This window comes from Clostridium sp. UBA7791 (assembly GCF_002480755.1).
GTDB lineage: Bacteria > Bacillota > Clostridia > Clostridiales > Clostridiaceae > Clostridium_J > Clostridium_J sulfidigenes.
In genome coordinates this window covers 684715-703531 of sequence record NZ_DLCT01000003.1, presented here as the reverse complement: position 1 = coordinate 703531, position 18817 = coordinate 684715, and the positions used below count along the sequence as shown (strand labels likewise).

The 18817-nt window shown below is 30.2% G+C and carries 20 protein-coding genes; 5 read left to right on the top strand and 15 right to left on the bottom strand.

Annotation, left to right across the window (positions count from 1 at the left end; all coding sequences use genetic code 11):
• Window positions 1-73 precede the first annotated feature (73 nt).
• The 15 genes from B3Z56_RS05015 to B3Z56_RS04945 all read right to left on the bottom strand — a co-directional run bounded on the left by B3Z56_RS05015 (window position 74) and on the right by B3Z56_RS04945 (window position 15387).
• Complete coding sequence (locus B3Z56_RS05015) at window positions 74-229, bottom strand: zinc-ribbon domain-containing protein (RefSeq protein WP_035132598.1); 156 nt, start codon at window positions 227-229, stop codon at window positions 74-76.
• 304 nt (window positions 230-533) lie between these two features.
• A complete protein-coding gene (locus B3Z56_RS05010) occupies window positions 534-689 on the bottom strand; it encodes a zinc-ribbon domain-containing protein (protein WP_035132599.1) in 156 nt (51 codons plus the stop codon).
• Window positions 690-847: 158 nt separating this feature from the next.
• Window positions 848-2290: a DEAD/DEAH box helicase gene (locus B3Z56_RS05005; protein WP_346878371.1), complete on the bottom strand. Its 1443-nt coding sequence runs from the start codon at window positions 2288-2290 to the stop codon at window positions 848-850.
• Window positions 2291-2487: 197 nt separating this feature from the next.
• Window positions 2488-2643: a zinc-ribbon domain-containing protein gene (locus B3Z56_RS05000; RefSeq protein ID WP_035132601.1), complete on the bottom strand. Its 156-nt coding sequence runs from the start codon at window positions 2641-2643 to the stop codon at window positions 2488-2490.
• A gap of 177 nt (window positions 2644-2820) precedes the next feature.
• Window positions 2821-5436: an ATP-dependent chaperone ClpB gene (gene clpB / locus B3Z56_RS04995; protein ID WP_346878370.1), complete on the bottom strand. Its 2616-nt coding sequence runs from the start codon at window positions 5434-5436 to the stop codon at window positions 2821-2823.
• A 60-nt stretch (window positions 5437-5496) separates the two neighbouring features.
• Window positions 5497-5934 (bottom strand): MarR family winged helix-turn-helix transcriptional regulator, encoded by a 438-nt coding sequence (locus tag B3Z56_RS04990; RefSeq protein WP_346848916.1) that lies wholly within the window; start codon window positions 5932-5934, stop codon window positions 5497-5499.
• Between the two features lie 306 nt (window positions 5935-6240).
• Window positions 6241-8217: a YgiQ family radical SAM protein gene (locus tag B3Z56_RS04985; protein WP_346848915.1), complete on the bottom strand. Its 1977-nt coding sequence runs from the start codon at window positions 8215-8217 to the stop codon at window positions 6241-6243.
• A 181-nt stretch (window positions 8218-8398) separates the two neighbouring features.
• A complete protein-coding gene (gene gap / locus B3Z56_RS04980; protein ID WP_150843439.1) occupies window positions 8399-9433 on the bottom strand; it encodes a type I glyceraldehyde-3-phosphate dehydrogenase in 1035 nt (344 codons plus the stop codon).
• A gap of 304 nt (window positions 9434-9737) precedes the next feature.
• Window positions 9738-10046, bottom strand: a complete 309-nt coding sequence (trxA, locus tag B3Z56_RS04975; protein ID WP_346848914.1) for a thioredoxin — start codon at window positions 10044-10046, stop codon at window positions 9738-9740.
• Window positions 10047-10220: 174 nt separating this feature from the next.
• Window positions 10221-10673, bottom strand: coding sequence for a DUF4870 domain-containing protein (locus B3Z56_RS04970; protein WP_346848913.1), 453 nt, complete (start codon window positions 10671-10673; stop codon window positions 10221-10223).
• Window positions 10674-10865: 192 nt separating this feature from the next.
• Window positions 10866-11249, bottom strand: coding sequence for an aspartate 1-decarboxylase (gene panD / locus B3Z56_RS04965; protein WP_346848912.1), 384 nt, complete (start codon window positions 11247-11249; stop codon window positions 10866-10868).
• A 15-nt stretch (window positions 11250-11264) separates the two neighbouring features.
• The gene (gene panC / locus B3Z56_RS04960; protein ID WP_346877863.1) at window positions 11265-12110 is read right to left on the bottom strand and encodes a pantoate--beta-alanine ligase; all 846 of its coding nucleotides are present in this window, start codon (window positions 12108-12110) and stop codon (window positions 11265-11267) included.
• A 56-nt stretch (window positions 12111-12166) separates the two neighbouring features.
• Window positions 12167-12994 carry a 3-methyl-2-oxobutanoate hydroxymethyltransferase gene (gene panB / locus B3Z56_RS04955; RefSeq protein WP_346878369.1) on the bottom strand — a complete coding sequence of 276 codons (828 nt, stop codon included), beginning with the start codon at window positions 12992-12994 and terminating at the stop codon, window positions 12167-12169.
• 1 nt (window position 12995) lies between these two features.
• The gene (locus B3Z56_RS04950) at window positions 12996-13844 is read right to left on the bottom strand and encodes a Rossmann-like and DUF2520 domain-containing protein (protein ID WP_346848996.1); all 849 of its coding nucleotides are present in this window, start codon (window positions 13842-13844) and stop codon (window positions 12996-12998) included.
• 301 nt (window positions 13845-14145) lie between these two features.
• Window positions 14146-15387 carry a glycoside hydrolase family 3 protein gene (locus B3Z56_RS04945; protein ID WP_346878368.1) on the bottom strand — a complete coding sequence of 414 codons (1242 nt, stop codon included), beginning with the start codon at window positions 15385-15387 and terminating at the stop codon, window positions 14146-14148.
• 93 nt (window positions 15388-15480) lie between these two features.
• Here B3Z56_RS04945 and B3Z56_RS04940 point away from each other — a divergent pair, with 93 nt between their 5' ends.
• The 5 genes from B3Z56_RS04940 to B3Z56_RS04920 all read left to right on the top strand — a co-directional run bounded on the left by B3Z56_RS04940 (window position 15481) and on the right by B3Z56_RS04920 (window position 18756).
• On the top strand, window positions 15481-15636 hold the full coding sequence (locus tag B3Z56_RS04940; protein ID WP_167402876.1) for a hypothetical protein: 156 nt from the start codon (window positions 15481-15483) through the stop codon (window positions 15634-15636).
• A gap of 136 nt (window positions 15637-15772) precedes the next feature.
• Window positions 15773-16477 carry a glycerophosphodiester phosphodiesterase gene (locus tag B3Z56_RS04935; protein WP_346848908.1) on the top strand — a complete coding sequence of 235 codons (705 nt, stop codon included), beginning with the start codon at window positions 15773-15775 and terminating at the stop codon, window positions 16475-16477.
• Window positions 16478-16660: 183 nt separating this feature from the next.
• Window positions 16661-17194, top strand: a complete 534-nt coding sequence (locus B3Z56_RS04930) for an ECF transporter S component (protein WP_346877867.1) — start codon at window positions 16661-16663, stop codon at window positions 17192-17194.
• Between the two features lie 18 nt (window positions 17195-17212).
• The gene (locus B3Z56_RS04925) at window positions 17213-17647 is read left to right on the top strand and encodes a DUF1893 domain-containing protein (RefSeq protein ID WP_051824025.1); all 435 of its coding nucleotides are present in this window, start codon (window positions 17213-17215) and stop codon (window positions 17645-17647) included.
• On the top strand, window positions 17644-18756 hold the full coding sequence (locus tag B3Z56_RS04920; protein WP_346848906.1) for an aldo/keto reductase: 1113 nt from the start codon (window positions 17644-17646) through the stop codon (window positions 18754-18756). The genes B3Z56_RS04925 and B3Z56_RS04920 overlap by 4 nt, the downstream gene beginning before the upstream one ends.
• The last annotated feature ends 61 nt before the right edge of the window (window positions 18757-18817 follow it).

The following is an 18817-nucleotide window of genomic DNA, read 5'->3' as shown; positions in this document are numbered from 1 at the left end:
TGCCTTAGAATAGTCCTTTAACTAAAAAAAGAACTACAAGACCTTAGTCTGTAGTTCTATAGAAAATAGATTATTATCTTCTATTTCTTTCTGCTTTTCTTGCTCTTCTGCAATCTGGGCATCTTACTGGCTCATTTTCGAATCCTTTTTCAGCGTAGAAAGCTTGCTCTCCCTCTGTAAATATAAATTCTTTACCACAGTCTTTGCATAATATTGTTTTATCTGCCATTTTAATTCCTCCATTTTTAAAGATTTACATTCAATTAACCAATTCCCTAAAAACGGAGAAAGTTATAATAGATGTGAATCTTTTTATTTTATGGTTTCAGTTTATCACTTTGCTAGTTAAATTTCAAGTATTTTTTGAATACTTATATCCATTTTTATACCAATTATAGGATTATTTTATTTTTAAATAACTCATATACTATATATAAAATCAATCCTTATATTTTAATAAATTATTATAATTTTATATAAAAATAAAGCTATAAGATTAATTCTTATAGCTTCTATTGAAATATTAAATATTACTATCTTCTATTTCTTTCTGATTTTCTTGCTCTTCTGCAATCAGCACATCTTACTGGGTCATTTTCGAATCCTTTTTCAGCGTAGAAAGCTTGCTCTCCTTCTGTGAATATGAATTCATTTCCGCAATCTTTACATGTTAATGTTCTATCTGCCATTTTTCATTCCTCCATTTTTAAAGATTTACTTTTAACTAACTGATTCTCTAAAACTGGAGAAAAGTGTTATTAATCTTAAATCTTTATAATATATTTTTGTATTTACTACTCTTTTAGTATATCATGGCGATAATAATAATTCAATATATATTTTAATTTTATTTCCTAGATTTTTGCACTTTAACTTTTTTACCTTTAATAATTATCTCTCCATATTTTTTTAAGAAGTTCTCACCTTTATTATTCAGTATATCTACATAAGAAATATTATCTTGTATATCTATTATACCAATATCGTCTCCATTCAAATCTGGAAGATTACTAAGAGCTCCCACTATATCTATATTCCTTATTTTCTTTTTTTTACCAGCTCCAATGTATACTTTTAAGATATCTTTATGAATTACTTTCTTTTTATTTCTCTGTCCTACTTTAAGTTCTTTCTGACTCTCCTTAAATACACTCTTACCTTCTTTAATCTCTAAATCACTTGGGAAATTCCCCTTTTTAATACTATACCCTAAGTATTCTTCTATAGAAGTCAAATACTTCTTTTCATATTCAGAAACTAAAGTTATAGCTGTTCCTTCCCGTCCTGCTCTTCCCGTTCTACCTATTCTATGAACATAACTTTCCCTTTCCATTGGAACTTCATAATTAAATACATGAGTTATATTATCTACATGAATCCCTCTTGCTGCAATATCCGTAGCAACCAGTACTTTAAAATCCTCATTCTTGAACCTTTCCATAGTTTCAATCCTTATTTTTTGTTCCATATCTCCATGTAGTTGTTCTACTGAAATTCCCTCTGACTTTAATTCTTCATACACTTTTTTAACTTTATCTTTGGTATTACAAAATATTATAGCTGCATCCGGTGTGCATGCATATAAGTTCTTCCATAAGGCTTTAAACTTATCTTTATGTTCAACATTTAAATATGATTCTTTTATTTTATCGCGATTAAATATCTTGGATTCTATTTCTAAAAATCTAGGGTTTATCATATAATTAGTGCATAGCTCCTCGATACTTTCTGGTATTGTTGCAGAAAATAGAGCTGTTGTCCTTTTTTTCGGTAGTCTATCTAGTATATCACTTATCTGATCTATAAAACCCATATTTAGCATTTTATCTGCTTCATCAATGATTACATATGTTAAATCCTTAAAGTTTAAGTTTCCTTTATTCATATGGTCACTTATCCTCCCAGGTGTTCCTATTACTATATGTACCCTCTGCTTAAGTTCTCTAACCTGCTCATTAAAAGGCTGCTTTCCAAAAACAGCAGCACATCTAACTTTTTTTATTCTCCCTATATTGGATATATCATCTTTAACCTGTAATGCAAGTTCTCTTGTGGGAACTAGAACTAATGCTGTTATTTTTCCCTCTTCTACCCTAACTTCATTACAAATAGGAACTCCAAAGCTCGCTGTTTTCCCACTTCCAGTTTGTGATTTTACTATAATATCTTCTCCATCCAAAAGACTTGGAATTGTTTTATCTTGAACTTCAGAAGGATTTTCAAACCCTAGATTGTTTAGAGCCTGTAATATGTTTTCACTTAAATTATATTTTTTAAATCCACTTTCCATAACTATCTCCTTGTATCTAATTAATATCTAATCATTATTCCTATTTTACATCATATTAGATTTATATATATATTTCTACTTATTTTTAAAATTTTATACATTAATACTTTTTATATAAATAGTTAATTCTATATAGCTCAAAAATAAAAGCTATAAGAATCACTTCTTATAGCTTTCATTGAAATATTAAATATTAATTATCTTCTATTTCTTTCTGCTTTTCTTGCTCTTCTGCAATCAGCACATCTAGTTGGCTCATTTTCGAATCCTTTTTCAGCGTAGAAAGCTTGCTCTCCCTCTGTGAATACGAATTCGTTTCCGCAATCTCTGCATGTTAATGTTCTATCTGCCATTTACAATTCCTCCATTTTAAAGATCCACCTATTATTAACAAATCCTCGAATTGAAGAAAATTATTATATATGTTAAATCTTTATTTCAATTTTATTTGTGTTTAACCACTTACTCAGTATAACATACACTTTACGTATAATGCAAGTAATTATATAAATATTTTATTTTATCTTTATTTATACAGTAGTAATCCCTTTATTACTTATTTCAAATACTATTTGTTCACCCTTACCATCTACTAAAATATTACATCCATCGTAAACTTCCCCAGCTATAATTTTTTTTGCAATCATGGTTTCTAAAACATTTCCAATATATCTTTTTAGTGGTCTTGCCCCATAAACTGGATCATAGCCTTCTGTTGCTAAAATCTCCTTAGCTACGTCAGTAATTTCTAAACCTATATTTTTATCATATAATCTTCTTCTAACATGGTCAATAAATATATCTATAATTTTCTTTATACCTTCAATATTTAGTGGTTTAAACATTATAATGTCATCTACACGGTTTAAAAATTCTGGCTTGAACCTACTCTTCATTTCACTCATTACTAAAGCTTTAGTTTTTTCAGTAATCACACCACTATCCTCTAGTAGATGACTACTACCTATATTAGAAGTCATAATTATTATAGTATTTTTAAAGTCTATAGTTTTGCCCTTATTATCAGTGAGTCTTCCATCATCTAATATTTGTAGAAATACGTTAAATACATCTTCATGAGCCTTTTCTATCTCATCAAATAAAACTACTGAATATGGATTTCTTCTTACCGCTTCAGTTAATTGTCCCCCTTCTTCATAACCTACATATCCTGGAGGCGCTCCTATAAGTCTTGATACTGAATATTTTTCCATGTACTCTGACATATCAATTCTTATAATATTTTCTTCACTATCAAATAAATTTCTCGCTAAAGTTTTAGCCAGTTCTGTTTTACCTACCCCTGTAGGCCCTAGGAAAATGAATGAACCAATAGGCTTATTTTCATCTTTCATCCCTGCTCTAGCCCTAATTACGGCATTAGCAACAGCTGTTACTGCTTCATCTTGACCTATTACCCTATTGCTAAGTTCCTCCTCTAATCTTAATAGTTTTTCTCTTTCCCCTTCTACTAATCGTGTTACTGGAATTCCAGTCCACTTAGATACAATTTGAGAAATTTCTTCTTCTGTAACCTCTTCTTTGAGAAGGGCTGTTTCATAATTATTGTGCATGCTTTCTTCTTTTTCCTTTATTTCTTCTTCAAGACGTGGTATAACCCCATATTTTAGTTCTGCAGCACTATTTAAATCATATTCTCTCTCATACCTTTCAACCTTACCTCTAGCTTCATCCAATTGCTCTTTCAAAGTTCTAACTTCAAGAATCTTGCTTTTTTCTTGTTCATATTTAGCAGTCATTTCATCATTTTTTTCTTTTAATTCTGCTAACTCCTTTTGAAGTTGTTCAAGTCTCTTTTGAGATGCTTCATCACTTTCTTTAATCAGAGCTTCTCTTTCAGTTTCTAATGTAAATAGCTTTCTTCTAACCATATCAAGTTCTGTAGGAAGAGAATCTATTTCACTTCTTATCATAGCCCCAGCTTCATCAATTAAATCTATGGCTTTGTCTGGTAAAAACCTATCTTGAATATACCTATTAGATAATTTGGCTGCTGTTACTATAGCTGAATCATGAATTCTAACTCCATGGTGTATTTCAAATCTTTCCTTAAGTCCTCTTAATATTGAAATTGTATCTTGTACTGTAGGCTCTTCTGCAATAACTGGTTGAAATCTTCTCTCTAATGCTTTATCTTTTTCTATATATTGTCTATATTCATCAAAAGTAGTAGCTCCAATACAATGTAATTCTCCTCTTGCTAGCATAGGCTTTATAAGATTTCCTGCATCCATAGCTCCATCAGCTTTTCCAGCACCTACAATAGTATGAATTTCATCTATAAATAATATTATCTTCCCATCAGAACTCTTAACTTCCTTTAGTACAGCTTTAAGTCTTTCTTCAAATTCACCTCTATACTTAGCTCCTGCAATTAAAGCTCCCATATCTAAAGAAAAAATCATCCTGTCTTTTAATCCTTCTGGTACATCTCCACGTACAATTCTTTCTGCCAAACCTTCAACTATGGCAGTCTTACCTACTCCAGGCTCACCAATAAGCACTGGATTGTTTTTAGTTCTTCTTGATAAAATTCTAATTACACGTCTTATCTCTTCATCTCTTCCTATTACAGGATCTAATTTATGTTCCTTAGCAAGGTCAATTAAATTCGTTCCATACTTAGCAAGAGCATCATAAGTTCCCTCTGGATCATTAGTATCTACCCTTTGATTTCCCCTAACCTGAGATAACACTTCCATAAATTTTTCTTTATCTATGCCATATTCCTTAAGTATTTTCCCTGATATACCTTTTGCATCAACCTCCATGATAGCCATCATTATGTGTTCTACACTTATATAGGAATCATGAAATTTCTCTGATATATCTTGAGCCTTAACTAAAACTTCATTGATTCTTCTAGTGGCAGTAACTCCAGATGAACGAGCTCCTTCTCCTAATACTTTAGGCATTTTCTCTAGCTCTAAATTTACTTTTCTTTTAATTCCTTCAACATCCACACCCATTTTTTCAAGGACATTAGGTATTAATCCATCTCTTTGATTTAGAAGTGCAGAGAATAAATGAATAATATCTACTTGTTGATGATTATTTCTTACTGCTTCCTCATAGGCATCATTTAAACTTTGTTGAACTCTTATTGTTAATTTTTCTGTCTCCATAACATCACCTGCTACTCCAATTTTATATCTAATTAAGTAGCATTTCTCCCTTCATAAAACTTAAATATTATTAACTATCTTTCTAAATAGCTTTAAAAATTCTTCTCTTTCACCATTTGTGTCTAAGGCATTTAAAACATATCCATACAATTTTCTTTCAAAAGCTATATGTTCATTCTTCACTTCCTTGCCTTCATCTGTAAGTTGTAATCCATAGGATCTTCTGTCTCTCTTACTAATAGTTCTATTCACATAATTAAGTCTTTCTAGCCTATCTATAGCACTGGTTAAAGTACTTTTAGGTATGTCTAACATATTACAAATTTCCTTTAAAATTATATCATCCCTATCATAGACAATTCTTATAATACTAATTTCCATAGTATTAAGTCTTTCTATCCTAGGAAATTCCTCCATAGTCCTATGTTGATTTGAAAAAGACAAAAACATTTTCCATAAATTCGAAAATTCTTCAATTAACTTGTCATTATCCTCCATTACACCTACTCCTTTAAAATCTTCTTATATCCTACAATCATCATAATTCAATTATTAAATCAATAGATTACAACCTATATTATTGTTTGCTAAACGTAAAATTTAATTAGTACGAATTTCGTACTATATCTTTAAATAAATAGTACTACCATCGTACTATTTTGTCAATAATGAAATTTTTTTAATCAAAAATAAAAGTAATAATGAAAATCTACTATCATTATTACTTTTATTTTATATTTACAATAAATTTTGATTTAATTATTTCTTATTTCTTATTTCTTATTTCTTATTTCTTTTCCCTAACTACTGACGAGTTTTCTTCATAGATTTTCTCTTATTAGTAGAAGTGTTTTTACCCTTTTTTCTTTCTAAAGAAGTTCTTCCATGACTACCTCTAGGTAAAACTGTTTTACTATTACTATGTTCTTTACCAACCTTTTTATGCCTACTGTAATTTCCACCATGGTTAAGATTTTTTCCTTGTGTTTTAGGCCTTATTAAACACTTCGGTCCATTTCCTATTAAATCTTCTCTTCCAGCTTCCACTAAAGCTTCATATACTATATCATACTTTTTAGGGTTTCTATATTGAAGAAGAGCTCTTTGCATTGCTTTTTCCCTCTTGCTCTTAGGTACATATATCTCTTTCATAGTTAATGGATCTACCCCTGTATAAAACATAGCTGTAGATAAAGTTCCAGGTGTTGGATAAAAATCCTGAACTTGCTCTGGCTGATAATTAATATCTCTTAGATATTCTGCTAACTCTATAGCTGATGCTAATGTACTCCCTGGATGACTAGACATTAAGTAAGGTATAATATATTGTTTCTTTCCAACTTGCTCAGTAAGATTATAAAACTTATCTACAAATCTATCATAGGTCTTCCCAGATGGTTTTCCCATATACTTTAAAACATCAGCACAAACATGCTCTGGAGCTACCTTTAATTGTCCACTTACATGATGTTCTACAAGTTCTTTAAAGAAGGTATCATTTTTATCTGCCATTATATAATCATAACGTAACCCTGAGCGTACAAATGCCTTCTTCACCTTAGGAGTAGCTCTTACCTTTCTTAGTAGTTCTAAATACTCAGTATGATCTGCATCTATATTTTTACATGGTTTTGGATATAAACATTGCTTATGCTTACATGCACCATGCTTAAGCTGAGTTTTGCATGCAGGGCGTCTAAAGTTTGCAGTAGGACCTCCCACATCATGAATATATCCTTTAAAATCAGGTAAATTTGTTATTTCTACAACTTCTTGTAAAATAGAATCTTCGCTTCTACTCTGAACTATTCTTCCTTGATGGAAAGTTATAGCACAAAAAGAACAATTTCCAAAGCAACCTCTAGAACTAACTATACTAAATTTAACCTCTTCTATAGCAGCTATTCCACCTGCTTCTTCATAACAAGGATGATAATTTTTTGTGTAAGATAATCCATAAACATGGTCTAACTCTTCCCTAGTTAGTGGCATCTCTGGTCTATTTTGTACCACATATCTATTGGCATGCTTTTGTACTAGAGCCTTTCCTCTTACTGGATCTTGTTCTTCATATTGAACCTTAAATGCTTTGGCATACTCCATCTTATCTATAGATACAGCTTTATAGGACGGTATCTCAATATACCCGCTTACATATTCTAAGTCATCTATCATATAGCATGTTCCAGGCACATGTCTTATATACTGAACTTCTAATCCATCATTTAAACAATTTGCCACTTCTACTATTTGCTTTTCACTCATTCCATATATAAGTAAATCAGCTCCACTATCTACTAACATTGATTTTCTTACCTTATCACTCCAGTAATCATAATGGGCAAATCTCCTAAGACTAGCCTCTACTCCACCAATTATAACCGGAATATTCTTATATGCTTCTCTAATTTTATTACAGTATACAATAGTAGCTCGATCTGGTCTTAAACCTATTTTCCCACCTGGAGAATAAAGATCCTTTTCTCTAACTCTTTTAGCTACAGTGTAATGATTTACCATGGAATCCATGTTACCACCATTAACTAAAAATCCTAATCTAGGTCTTCCTAATTTCATAAAATCTTCAGTGTTATGCCAATCAGGTTGAGGAATTATTCCTACTTTAAATCCTGCATCTTCAAGAACTCTAGAAATTATAGCAGTACCAAAGCTATGATGGTCTATGTATGCATCTCCTGTTACTATTATAAAATCTAACTGTTCCCATTGTCTTTCTAACATATCATCTTTACAAATTGGTAAAAATCTATTTTCTAACATTTAATCACCTACTCAAATATAGTTCAAATTTATAATTCAACTCAAGGTCTAATTATACTATAAAAAGAATCAAGAGACTATTTCTTTTACAAAATAATCTCTTGACTCTAAATTAAATATATTGGTATTTTATAATAGTTGGCTAAATTAATTTATATTGTTACTTAAAACCCTTAACACCTTAAGCTATTTTAGTAACTTTTTCTTCCTTTAACATCTGTGCAACGTAGTTAGCTAAATCAACAACTCTTGCTGAATATCCCCACTCATTATCATACCAAGATGCTACTTTAATCATGTTTCCATTTACCATAGTTGATAATCCATCTACTATAGAAGATCTACTATCTCCTTTAAAGTCTACAGATACTAATGGTAATTCACATAAACCTAATATTCCCTTAAGTTCATTTTCAGATGCTTCTTTAATTACTCTATTTATTTCTTCTACGGTAGTTTCTTTTTCAACTTCGCATACTAAATCTGTTATAGATACAGCAGCTGTTGGAACTCTTAATGCAAATCCATCTAATCTACCCTTTAATTGAGGTAATACCTTTGCAACCGCTTTTGCAGCTCCAGTTGTAGTTGGCACTATAGATTCCCCTGCCGCTCTTGCTCTTCTTAAATCTTTATGACTCTTATCAAGGATTTGTTGGTCATTTGTATAAGAGTGAACTGTAGTTATAAATCCTTTTTTAATCCCAAATTTATCATCTATTACTTTAGCTACAGGTGCTAGACAATTAGTAGTACATGATGCATTTGATATGATTGTATGTTGTGATAAATCTAAATCAGAATCATTTACACCCATTACTACTGTTATATCTTCATCTTTACCTGGTGCTGTTAATATAACTTTTTTAGCTCCTGCTTTTACATGATCCATAAGTTCTTCTTTTGTTTTAAATTTTCCAGTAGACTCTATAACTAAATCAACCTCTAAGTCCTTCCAAGGAATTTCTTTTGGTGATCCACATCTTGTTATCTTTATTTCTTTATTATTAATTATTATTGAATCCTCTGTTGTCTTAACGTCTCCTTTGAAGGTACCAAAGCATGAATCATAAACAAATAAATGTGCAAGTGTTTTTATATCTGCTCTAGCATTTATAGCTACAATATTAAAATCCGTCTCAGGACTTTCACATGCTATCCTTAAAAAAGTTCTTCCGATTCTTCCGAATCCATTTATTCCAACGTTTATCATAATTGAACCCCCGCAATTCATTGTTATACTCTTTATATCAATATAGTATATCACATTAGAATATGTGTCAAATATAGTATATCATATTTTTTCTTAATTTCCCGTTGAAATATAGTATTTACTTTCATTTTCTTTTATTTACTACCATTTTCATATTTATATTTATGTAAAAAATATTTAATTTACTAGGTTGATTATTAAATTTCATTAAAAACTAATCATTTAAATCTGATATATATGCTACACTTTTACTTTTATAATATAAATAAAAATCCCACCAAGTTGGTGAGATTTTTATTTGTTATTTTTAAAGATGAGTTTGAAGTTTAGCTTTAATGTCTTCTGGAGACATATAGCCTACCATTCTATCTACAGGAATTCCATCTTTAAGTACTACCATAGTGGGTACACTCATAACAGAGAATTTTTTAGCAAGAGATCTACTTTCATCAATATCTGACTTTAAAAATTTAACTTTACCATCAAAATCTCCTTGAATATCTTCTAACACTGGAGTTAATCTTTGGCATGGTCCACACCAAGTAGCAAAGAAATCCACTAAAACTAAACCTTTGCCTGCTTCATTTTCAAAATTATTTTCATCTATAACTTTCATAATAATCATCCTCCTATTCTTTTAAAGGTTAATACCTTTATTTTACTATAAATACATAAATTAAAAAAGCCTTCTTTTCATCATTATCCCATTTTATTTCGTACATCTAAGTATAATCCTTAAAAATCCTTTTAATATCATCATCAATCTACGAATTTCAAAGATTATACCATATCAATATTTTTTATATGCTATTTTTCTAGCCATTAACCCTATAATAGGAATTTCATATTCTTTATATTCATAACACTTCACCATTGAAATAATTTCAAATATAGTTATAACTATAGCAACTATACCTGTTATTATTGCTGATAGTAATATAGTACCTAGGGCCCCATATGCTAGAGGTCTAAAAAACATTAATCCTATACTACCACCTATAATCATAAATATAATAGAACTAAATATAATACCTACAATATTTATTAAAAAAGCTTGCATAGCATGAAACTTCACAAAACTGCTATCCTTTTCTAAAATATAAATTACAATAGGAGCAAGCCATGCTATAATCTTTATTCCTGGAATAAAAATTACTACTATTGCTGCACCGTAAGCAATCAGAGCCATAACATTAGCATCTATATTTCCTATAGAAGACTTATGTGGTTCATAAATATTCATATAATACCATCTCCTTTTATATCCATATAATTATATTATTCCTTAATATAGTTATAATTACAATATATTTAATTCCTTATTTTTAATTTTTAAAATTTATAAAAAAAGGAATGGAAAAAGCTCATAAATAGTTAATTTCGATTTATGAACTTTCTACATTCCTAATAAATATGAAATTATATATGTTTATACTTACTTAAGCTCACCATGTTTTTCATAATGTGCAATTTCTTTTATTTTATTGCTATGATCTACAAAAACCACTGTTGGTTTATGTTCTTTGGCTTCTTCTCCATTCATTTCACAATAACTCATAATTATAACCTTATCTCCTACTTGAACACATCTAGCTGCTGCTCCATTAAGGCATATAAGACCACTACCTCTTTTTCCTGCTATAGTATAAGTTTCAAATCTACTTCCATTGTTAATATCTACAATTTGAACCTTTTCATATTCTAGAATTCCTGCTGCATCAAGTAAATCTTCATCTACTGTAATACTCCCTACATAATCAAGCTCAGCTTGGACTACAGTAGCTCTGTGTATTTTTCCCTTTAACATCGTTATTGTCATTGTTTTTCCTCCTAATTATATGTGATAAGTAAAGTTATCAATTAATCTTGCTTTTTTAAAGTACACTGCCAATGCTACTAGGACATCCTCCTTAATCTCTTTTACCATCTCTAAACTTTCACTGCTTACCACTTCTATATAATCTATTTTGGCTAAATCTTCTTTCTCTATATTTTCCCTAATTAGCTTTTTAATATTATCTGGATTTCTTTCTCCATCCTCTAATAGTTTTTTAGCCATAGAAAGAGATTTATTAAGCACTAATGCAGCCTTTCTTTCTTCTGGAGATAAATATATATTTCTTGAACTCTTCGCAAGTCCATCAGTTTCTCTAATAATTGGACATCCTACTACTTCAATATCAAAATTCAGATCTCTTACCATTCTTTTTATAACCGCTAATTGCTGAGCATCCTTTTCTCCAAAATATGCTCTATGGGCAGGTATAATATTAAATAACTTAGAAACTACAGTGCAAACTCCTCTAAAGTGCGTTGGTCTGCTACTTCCACAAAGTCCAGTGGTCAAACCACCTACCTCTACAAAAGTTGAAGCATCTTTATAATACATATCTTCACTTTCTGGATGAAATATTAAACTTGCTCCAGCATTTTCACAAAGTTTTGAATCCCTTTCTAAATCTCTAGGATATTTATCTAAATCTTCATTAGGCCCAAATTGAGTTGGGTTTACAAAAACACTAACTACTACTCTATCATTTTCTGATACAGCCTTTTTAATCAAACTTTCATGACCTTCATGTAAATAACCCATAGTTGGAACTAATCCTACTTTTAAACCTTGAGCCTTCCACCCTTTAACTACTTCTCTTACTTTTATTACATCATTTAATATTTCCATAATTTTACCTTCTTTTTAGTTTAATTTTATTAATTCACTCAGCACTGAGTTTACTTTTAATATAGTTTAGATATAACTTCTTCACTTATTTTAAATCCATGCTCTAGTGCTGGAGAAATTCCCTTACTTACATCTTCAATATAGGCTTTAAAAGCTTCTGTCATTGTAGCTCCTAAATCCGCATATTTCTTAACAAACTTAGGTGTAAAATCATTAAACATTCCTAACATATCTTGATATACAAGAATTTGCCCATCGCAACTAGCTCCTGCTCCAATACCTATTGTTGGAATTGATATTTCTTTGCTAATTATCTCTGATAACTTAGCTGGAACACACTCTAAGACCACTGAAAATGCGCCAGCTTTTTCTACCGCTTTTGCTGCTTCAATAAGTTCTTTAGCCGCTTCTTCACTTTTTCCCTGCACCTTAAATCCCCCTAAGGAATTTACTGATTGAGGGGTTAATCCTATATGTGCCATTACAGGAATAGACGCTTTAGTTATAGCTTCAATTCTATCGCACATATCTACTCCACCTTCTATTTTTACGCATTGAGCACGTCCCTCTTTCATAAGGCGTCCCGCATTAAAAACAGCGTCATAAACAGAAGTTTGATAAGACATAAATGGCATATCTGCAACTACTAAAGCATTTTCTGTTCCTCTTGCTACGGCCCTTGTATGATGAATCATATCCTCCATAGTTACTGAAATTGTATCCTCATAACCAAGACACACCATCCCTACTGAATCTCCAACTAAAATACCATTAATCCCTGAACTATCAATAATCTTAGCCATGGAATAGTCATAGGCAGTAAGCATAGTTATTTTTTCACCCTTTGCCTTTGCTTCTCTAAATGTTATAGTCGTATTTTTCATTTTATTTTTCCTCTCCTAGAAATTGTTCAATCTCACTATAATCTCTATTTTTATTTTTTTTCTTTGCCACCTTTAACAAATTATTATTTAACATCCTATATAAAACTTTATCTTCCTCACTTAAACAAGCTATATGAGCCTTCATAGTAGATAAATCACCTCTTTCCAATGGTCCTGTAAGGCTTTTTACCATTCCTGAAGATTTTATATTCTCTATATTATTGTTTATAAGAGGATATAAGGCTTCAATGGCTAAATCTTCACTAAAACCACACTGTTTAAGATAATTTACACCATTATTAATAAGCCCTAGAACCAAGTTACTGCTAATAACCGATGCTAAGTGATATAAACTCTTACTTTCTTTTTCAATAATTTTTACCGAATTACCCAGAGAACGAAAAATTTCAGCTAATTTATCAATATATTTTTCATGTCCTTCAATAGTTATAAAGGCTTTTTTAAAATTTTTATAGGAATTATATTTGTCTGATATGGCAAACATAGGATGTATAGAATATGGGTAAGCACCAAACCTGCTTATATCTGAAAAGATTTCCGAAGATAACAAACCACTACAGTGGCATATTAATTTATTTTTTATAGACAACTCTTTAAGCTCATTCCAAACCCCATGAATTTCTCCATCTGGGGTAGTAATAAAAATCACATCACTTTCTTTCATTAACTCCTTTAAGTTTATGAAAGATTTTGTGCCAGTAAATTCTGCGGCTTCCTTAGCTGAGCTATGATTCCTACTATAATATCCAATAAGTAAGATACCATTCTCTTTAAAGTATTTCCCTAGCGAAAAACCAACCTTCCCGGCTCCAATGAATCCAAATTTTATAACAATCACTCCTCACTTTATCTGTTTTCTAAGTTAATATTAAAACAATACATAAATATTAACTGAAATTTAAAACTAAAAATCATGTGAAGTAATTTGTTATCTAAGTCTCATTCTAAAAGATATGAGCTGTCCGTAAAACTTTTCCTTTATAGCTGCTTTCCCTAGAGAATAATAGCTATATACAAATTAGAATATTATTTTTCAATCTATATATTCTAATTTAAAGATATAATCAAATTATAGGTGCAGTTATTCCTATACTGCCCATAATTACTTATATCACAATTATATAAGTAATTCAATGTCTAGAAATTGTATTTTTTAGTTTTAAAATTCTATAAACACTCTCATTAATTCTTTTTTCAGTAATGATACCATTTCTAACAGCTTCTACTACTCCATCTATGGCACTATTTTGATCATGTATACCTGATGATACTATTATTATGTCATTCCCTGCTTCTATAGCTTTAACCGCTGATTCATTAGTTGGATACTTGCCTTTAACTCCCTCCATAATCATATCATCTGTGACAACTACTCCATTAAATCCTAACTCTTCCCTTAAAAGCTTTGTGACAATATTTTCAGATATACTTGCTACGTAATCCTTATCTAATTGAGGTAAGTATAAATGACCTACCATTATCATTTCAACACCATTATCTATTGCATATTTAAATGGAATTAACTCTAATTTTTTTAATTCATCAAGGGATTTATTTATAACTGGCACCCCCACATGAGAGTCAACATCTGTATCCCCATGTCCTGGGAAATGCTTTCCTACTCCTAAAACACCTGCACTCTTCAAACCTTTATATACTTCCGTTCCCATTTTCTTAACAATTTCAGGATCATCTGAAAATGCTCTATTACCTATAACTGGATTATTAGGATTAGAATTCACATCTAGCACAGGTGCGAAGTCAAGATTAAAACCTAAAGACTTTATAGTTTCACCTATAGCTTTTCCATGTTCAAAAGCATAATTTAAATCTCCAGTAGCTCCTACATCCCATGCAGATTCAAAACGTCCCATTTCCTTAGGAATTCTACTTACAACTCCACCTTCTTCATCCACTGACATAAAAAGTTTAACCTTGTTTTCATTATTTAACCCATTCAAACTTTCTATTAACTTTTTTGTTCCACTTACAGTGTTAATATTTTTACTAAATAATATTATACCTCCTACTTTTTTATTTTTTATTAAACTAATAATATTATCATCCACTTCATAACCATCAAATCCAACAATAAACAGCTGACCTACTTTTTCCTCTAATGACATAGCATCTATTTCATCTTGTATTGGGTCAACTTGAGGCTCCTCTTCACCGAATTCTTCCACCATATTATTATTTTTCAAATCCTTATTAGACTTATCTTCTATATCTATTTTATTATTATACTTTGATTCTTTACTTATAAAGCTACATCCATAGAATAAAATATTTGATGTGCAAATAACTACGACGATCATTATAACCTTTGTTAATTTACTAATTGTCTTGAAAATATTTCTATTACTTTTCATTTATTTTACACTCCTTTAATTTCCTATAATAAAATACACAAAATAAACCACACTAAAATTATATTCAAATTTATTTTTTTAGGAGGAATTCTTATGACAAAGGATAGTCAACCAGATAACAAACAAGCTAGAATGGAAAAATGTAATTATCAAACACCAATTACTAGTGAGACAGGAAAAAATCATAATAGAACTGCTAAAAAGCATTCTATTAAGAGAGAAGGATTTCAAAGCCCTCATATAAATTAAAATTATAACCGATCCTTAAGTAATGGGGAAATTCCCCATTACTTTTTTAATATATTTTAATATATTATTCTTTTATCACATATTAACACCTTTGTTCAACTGTAGTAATATATTTATATACGGAGGTGTATAAATTATGATTTATTTTGCTCATAGAGGTGCTAGCAAAAATTATCCTGAGAATACTTTGCTTGCCTTTCATAAGGCTATTATTGCAGGTGCAAAAGCAATTGAACTAGATGTTCATAAAACAAAGGATAATAAGCTAGTAGTTATTCATGATGAAGATGTTGCAAGAACCTTTCAGGGTAAAGGACTTATAAAAGACTTAACCCTCGAAGAAATTAGTTCCTTAAAATCTAAAAATATTGATTATGAAAATAGCAAGTTATGTAAGATTCCAACTTTATACCAGGTCTTAGAGTTACTTAAACCTAGTAAAGTCCTTATAAATATAGAACTTAAAACTGATGTTATTCACTATAATAATATAGAAAAAGATGTGATTGATTTAATAAAAAACTATGGTATTGAAAACCATGTATTACTTTCTAGTTTTAATCACACTTCCCTTGAAATATGTAAGTCTATAGATAAAAATATAAAATTAGGTGTGCTAATTGATAGAAAAATTGATAATATAATTGCCTATGCTAAAAATCTAGGTGCTTATTCTTTAAATCCTAATGTTTATTTAGTAAATGAGCCTTTAATCAAATTGGCTCATAATAATAACTTAAAAGTATTCACCTACACCGTAAATAAACCATTTATAGCCAATCACCTTGATAAAATTGGATGTGATGGTATCTTTACCGATAACATAGAGAAATTTATTTAAGTATGATTTTAAGTTCAGTAGATAAAAGGAGTTAAGTTACTTGCTTTAACACCTTTTATTATACTTTATATCAAATTACTAATTTAATATTCATAATTTTAAAAATAATTATAGAAGTACATTTACTTATAATGGTATAATTACTTAGAGTCCAAAAATAATTATTGAAAAGGTGTGATAAAATTGAAAACAAAACAAATAGTTTACAGTGGACTTTTAATTGCTTGCAGCATTTTACTTCCCCAATTGTTTCATTTAGTGGGAGGTCCCGGTATTGGAACAACACTTCTTCCTATGCATATTCCAGTTTTAATTGCTGGATTTATCCTTGGTCCTATTACCGGATTAATAATTGGAATTTTAAGTCCTATTTGTAGCTTTTTATATACTGGAGGAATAATGCCTGCAATACCTATGTTATATCTTATGATAGTTGAACTAGGTACTTATGGATTATTTACAGGTCTTATATTTAAGAAATTTAAATTCAACATATATGTATCACTTATTGTATCTATGATTGCAGGTAGAATAACTAGAGGTTTAGTTTTTGTCGTTGCTACAAAATTTTTGGGAATTTTTCTTCCTCCTGCTATGGGTATATCTATAGCAATAACTCAAGGTATTCCCGGAATAATACTTCAAATGCTAATTATCCCACCAATTCTCTATTGGTTATGTAAGCTACCATATACTAAAAACTTAATGACTCAATAAATTTGGAGGCGTATTAAAATGAAAACCCGTATAAAAGCTTTACTTGAAGAATATAAATATAGCTGTATCCTTATGAGCAAAGAAAAAACTGTGATGACTTCCTTTGATAAAGGTGTAAGCCCTATATATAAATATATCAAAGAAAATGGAGTGTCTCCTATACCATTAATAATGGGTGATAAAATTGTTGGAAAGGCAGTTGCTCTGATGGCTATTTATGGTGGTGTGGAATATATCTACACACAAATAATTAGTCAAGGCGCTATAGATATTTTAAATTCCCATAATATTAAATTTGACTACGAAGAAATAGTTCCTTATATAAATAATCGTAAAAAAGATGGGCAATGTCCTATGGAAGCATCTTTGTCTGGCACAATAAATCCTGAAGAAGGATTTAATATAATTGATACATTTATTAAAAATAGAGAATTAAAGGAGTGTCCAAAATGATTTATAAACCCTATGGTAAAACTGGTAAAATGGTTTCTGCCCTCGGCTTTGGTGGAATGAGATTTAAAGATGATTGTTCCATTGAAGAAGGAGCTGAAATAGTTAGGTATGCAAATAGCCTTGGTATAAATTACTTTGATACTGCACCTAACTATTGCAATGATAGAAGTGAAGATATCTTTGGAGAAGCTTTTAAAAATATGTCTGGTGAATTCTATGTATCTACTAAAAGCAGTCTTGGTAGTGAACCAGATGCAGATTCAGTAAGACGTAGAATAGAAAACTCACTCAAAAGACTTGGTATAGACAAAATTAACTTTCATCACATGTGGTGTATTATGGACCTTAATCACTATAAAAAAGTTATGGCCAAAGGTGGTCCTTATTGGGGAGCTCTTAAAGCTAAGGAGGAAGGCTTAATAGACCACCTAGTATTTTCTACCCATGCTTCTGGTGAAGAAATTAGAATTATGGTAGAAGAAGGTTATTTTGAAGGAGTAACCTTAGGGTACAACATTTTAAACTTTCCGTATCGACAAGAAGGTATTTTAGCTGCTCATCAGCATGGTCTAGGAGTAGCAACCATGAACCCTTTAGGTGGTGGATTAATTCCTGAAAATCAAGAATATTTTTCATTTGTAAAACAAAATCAAAATGAAAGTGTTGTACAAGCAGCGCTGCGTTTTAATGCTTCTCATGAATGTATTTCAGTAACTCTATCTGGTATGGGTAGTAAGGAAGAAGTTAAGCATAATGTAGATGCTGTTAAAAACCTTACTATTCTCAAAAACTCTCAAATAGAAACTTTAAAATCTTCTCTTAGGCAAGATATGAATCAACTATGTACAACTTGTCAATATTGCAAACATTGTCCTAAAGGTATTAATATTCCTAAATATATGGATTTATATAATTATTACGTATTAAAAGGTATTAATGGTATAAAAGAAATGTATGAATTACTCTCTAAATATGGCGATATTGACTTTGATAAAGATATGGCTCCCAGCGATTGCATTGGGTGTAAAAAATGTGAAACTCTGTGTACACAAAAGTTAAATATAGTAGACAGACTAGATTGGATTAATCGCAATGTGATTAGAAACTAGTTATTTATAATATGTTAGTTGAGTAGTTTAGCTTTAAATTAAAAATATATGGATTTATTAA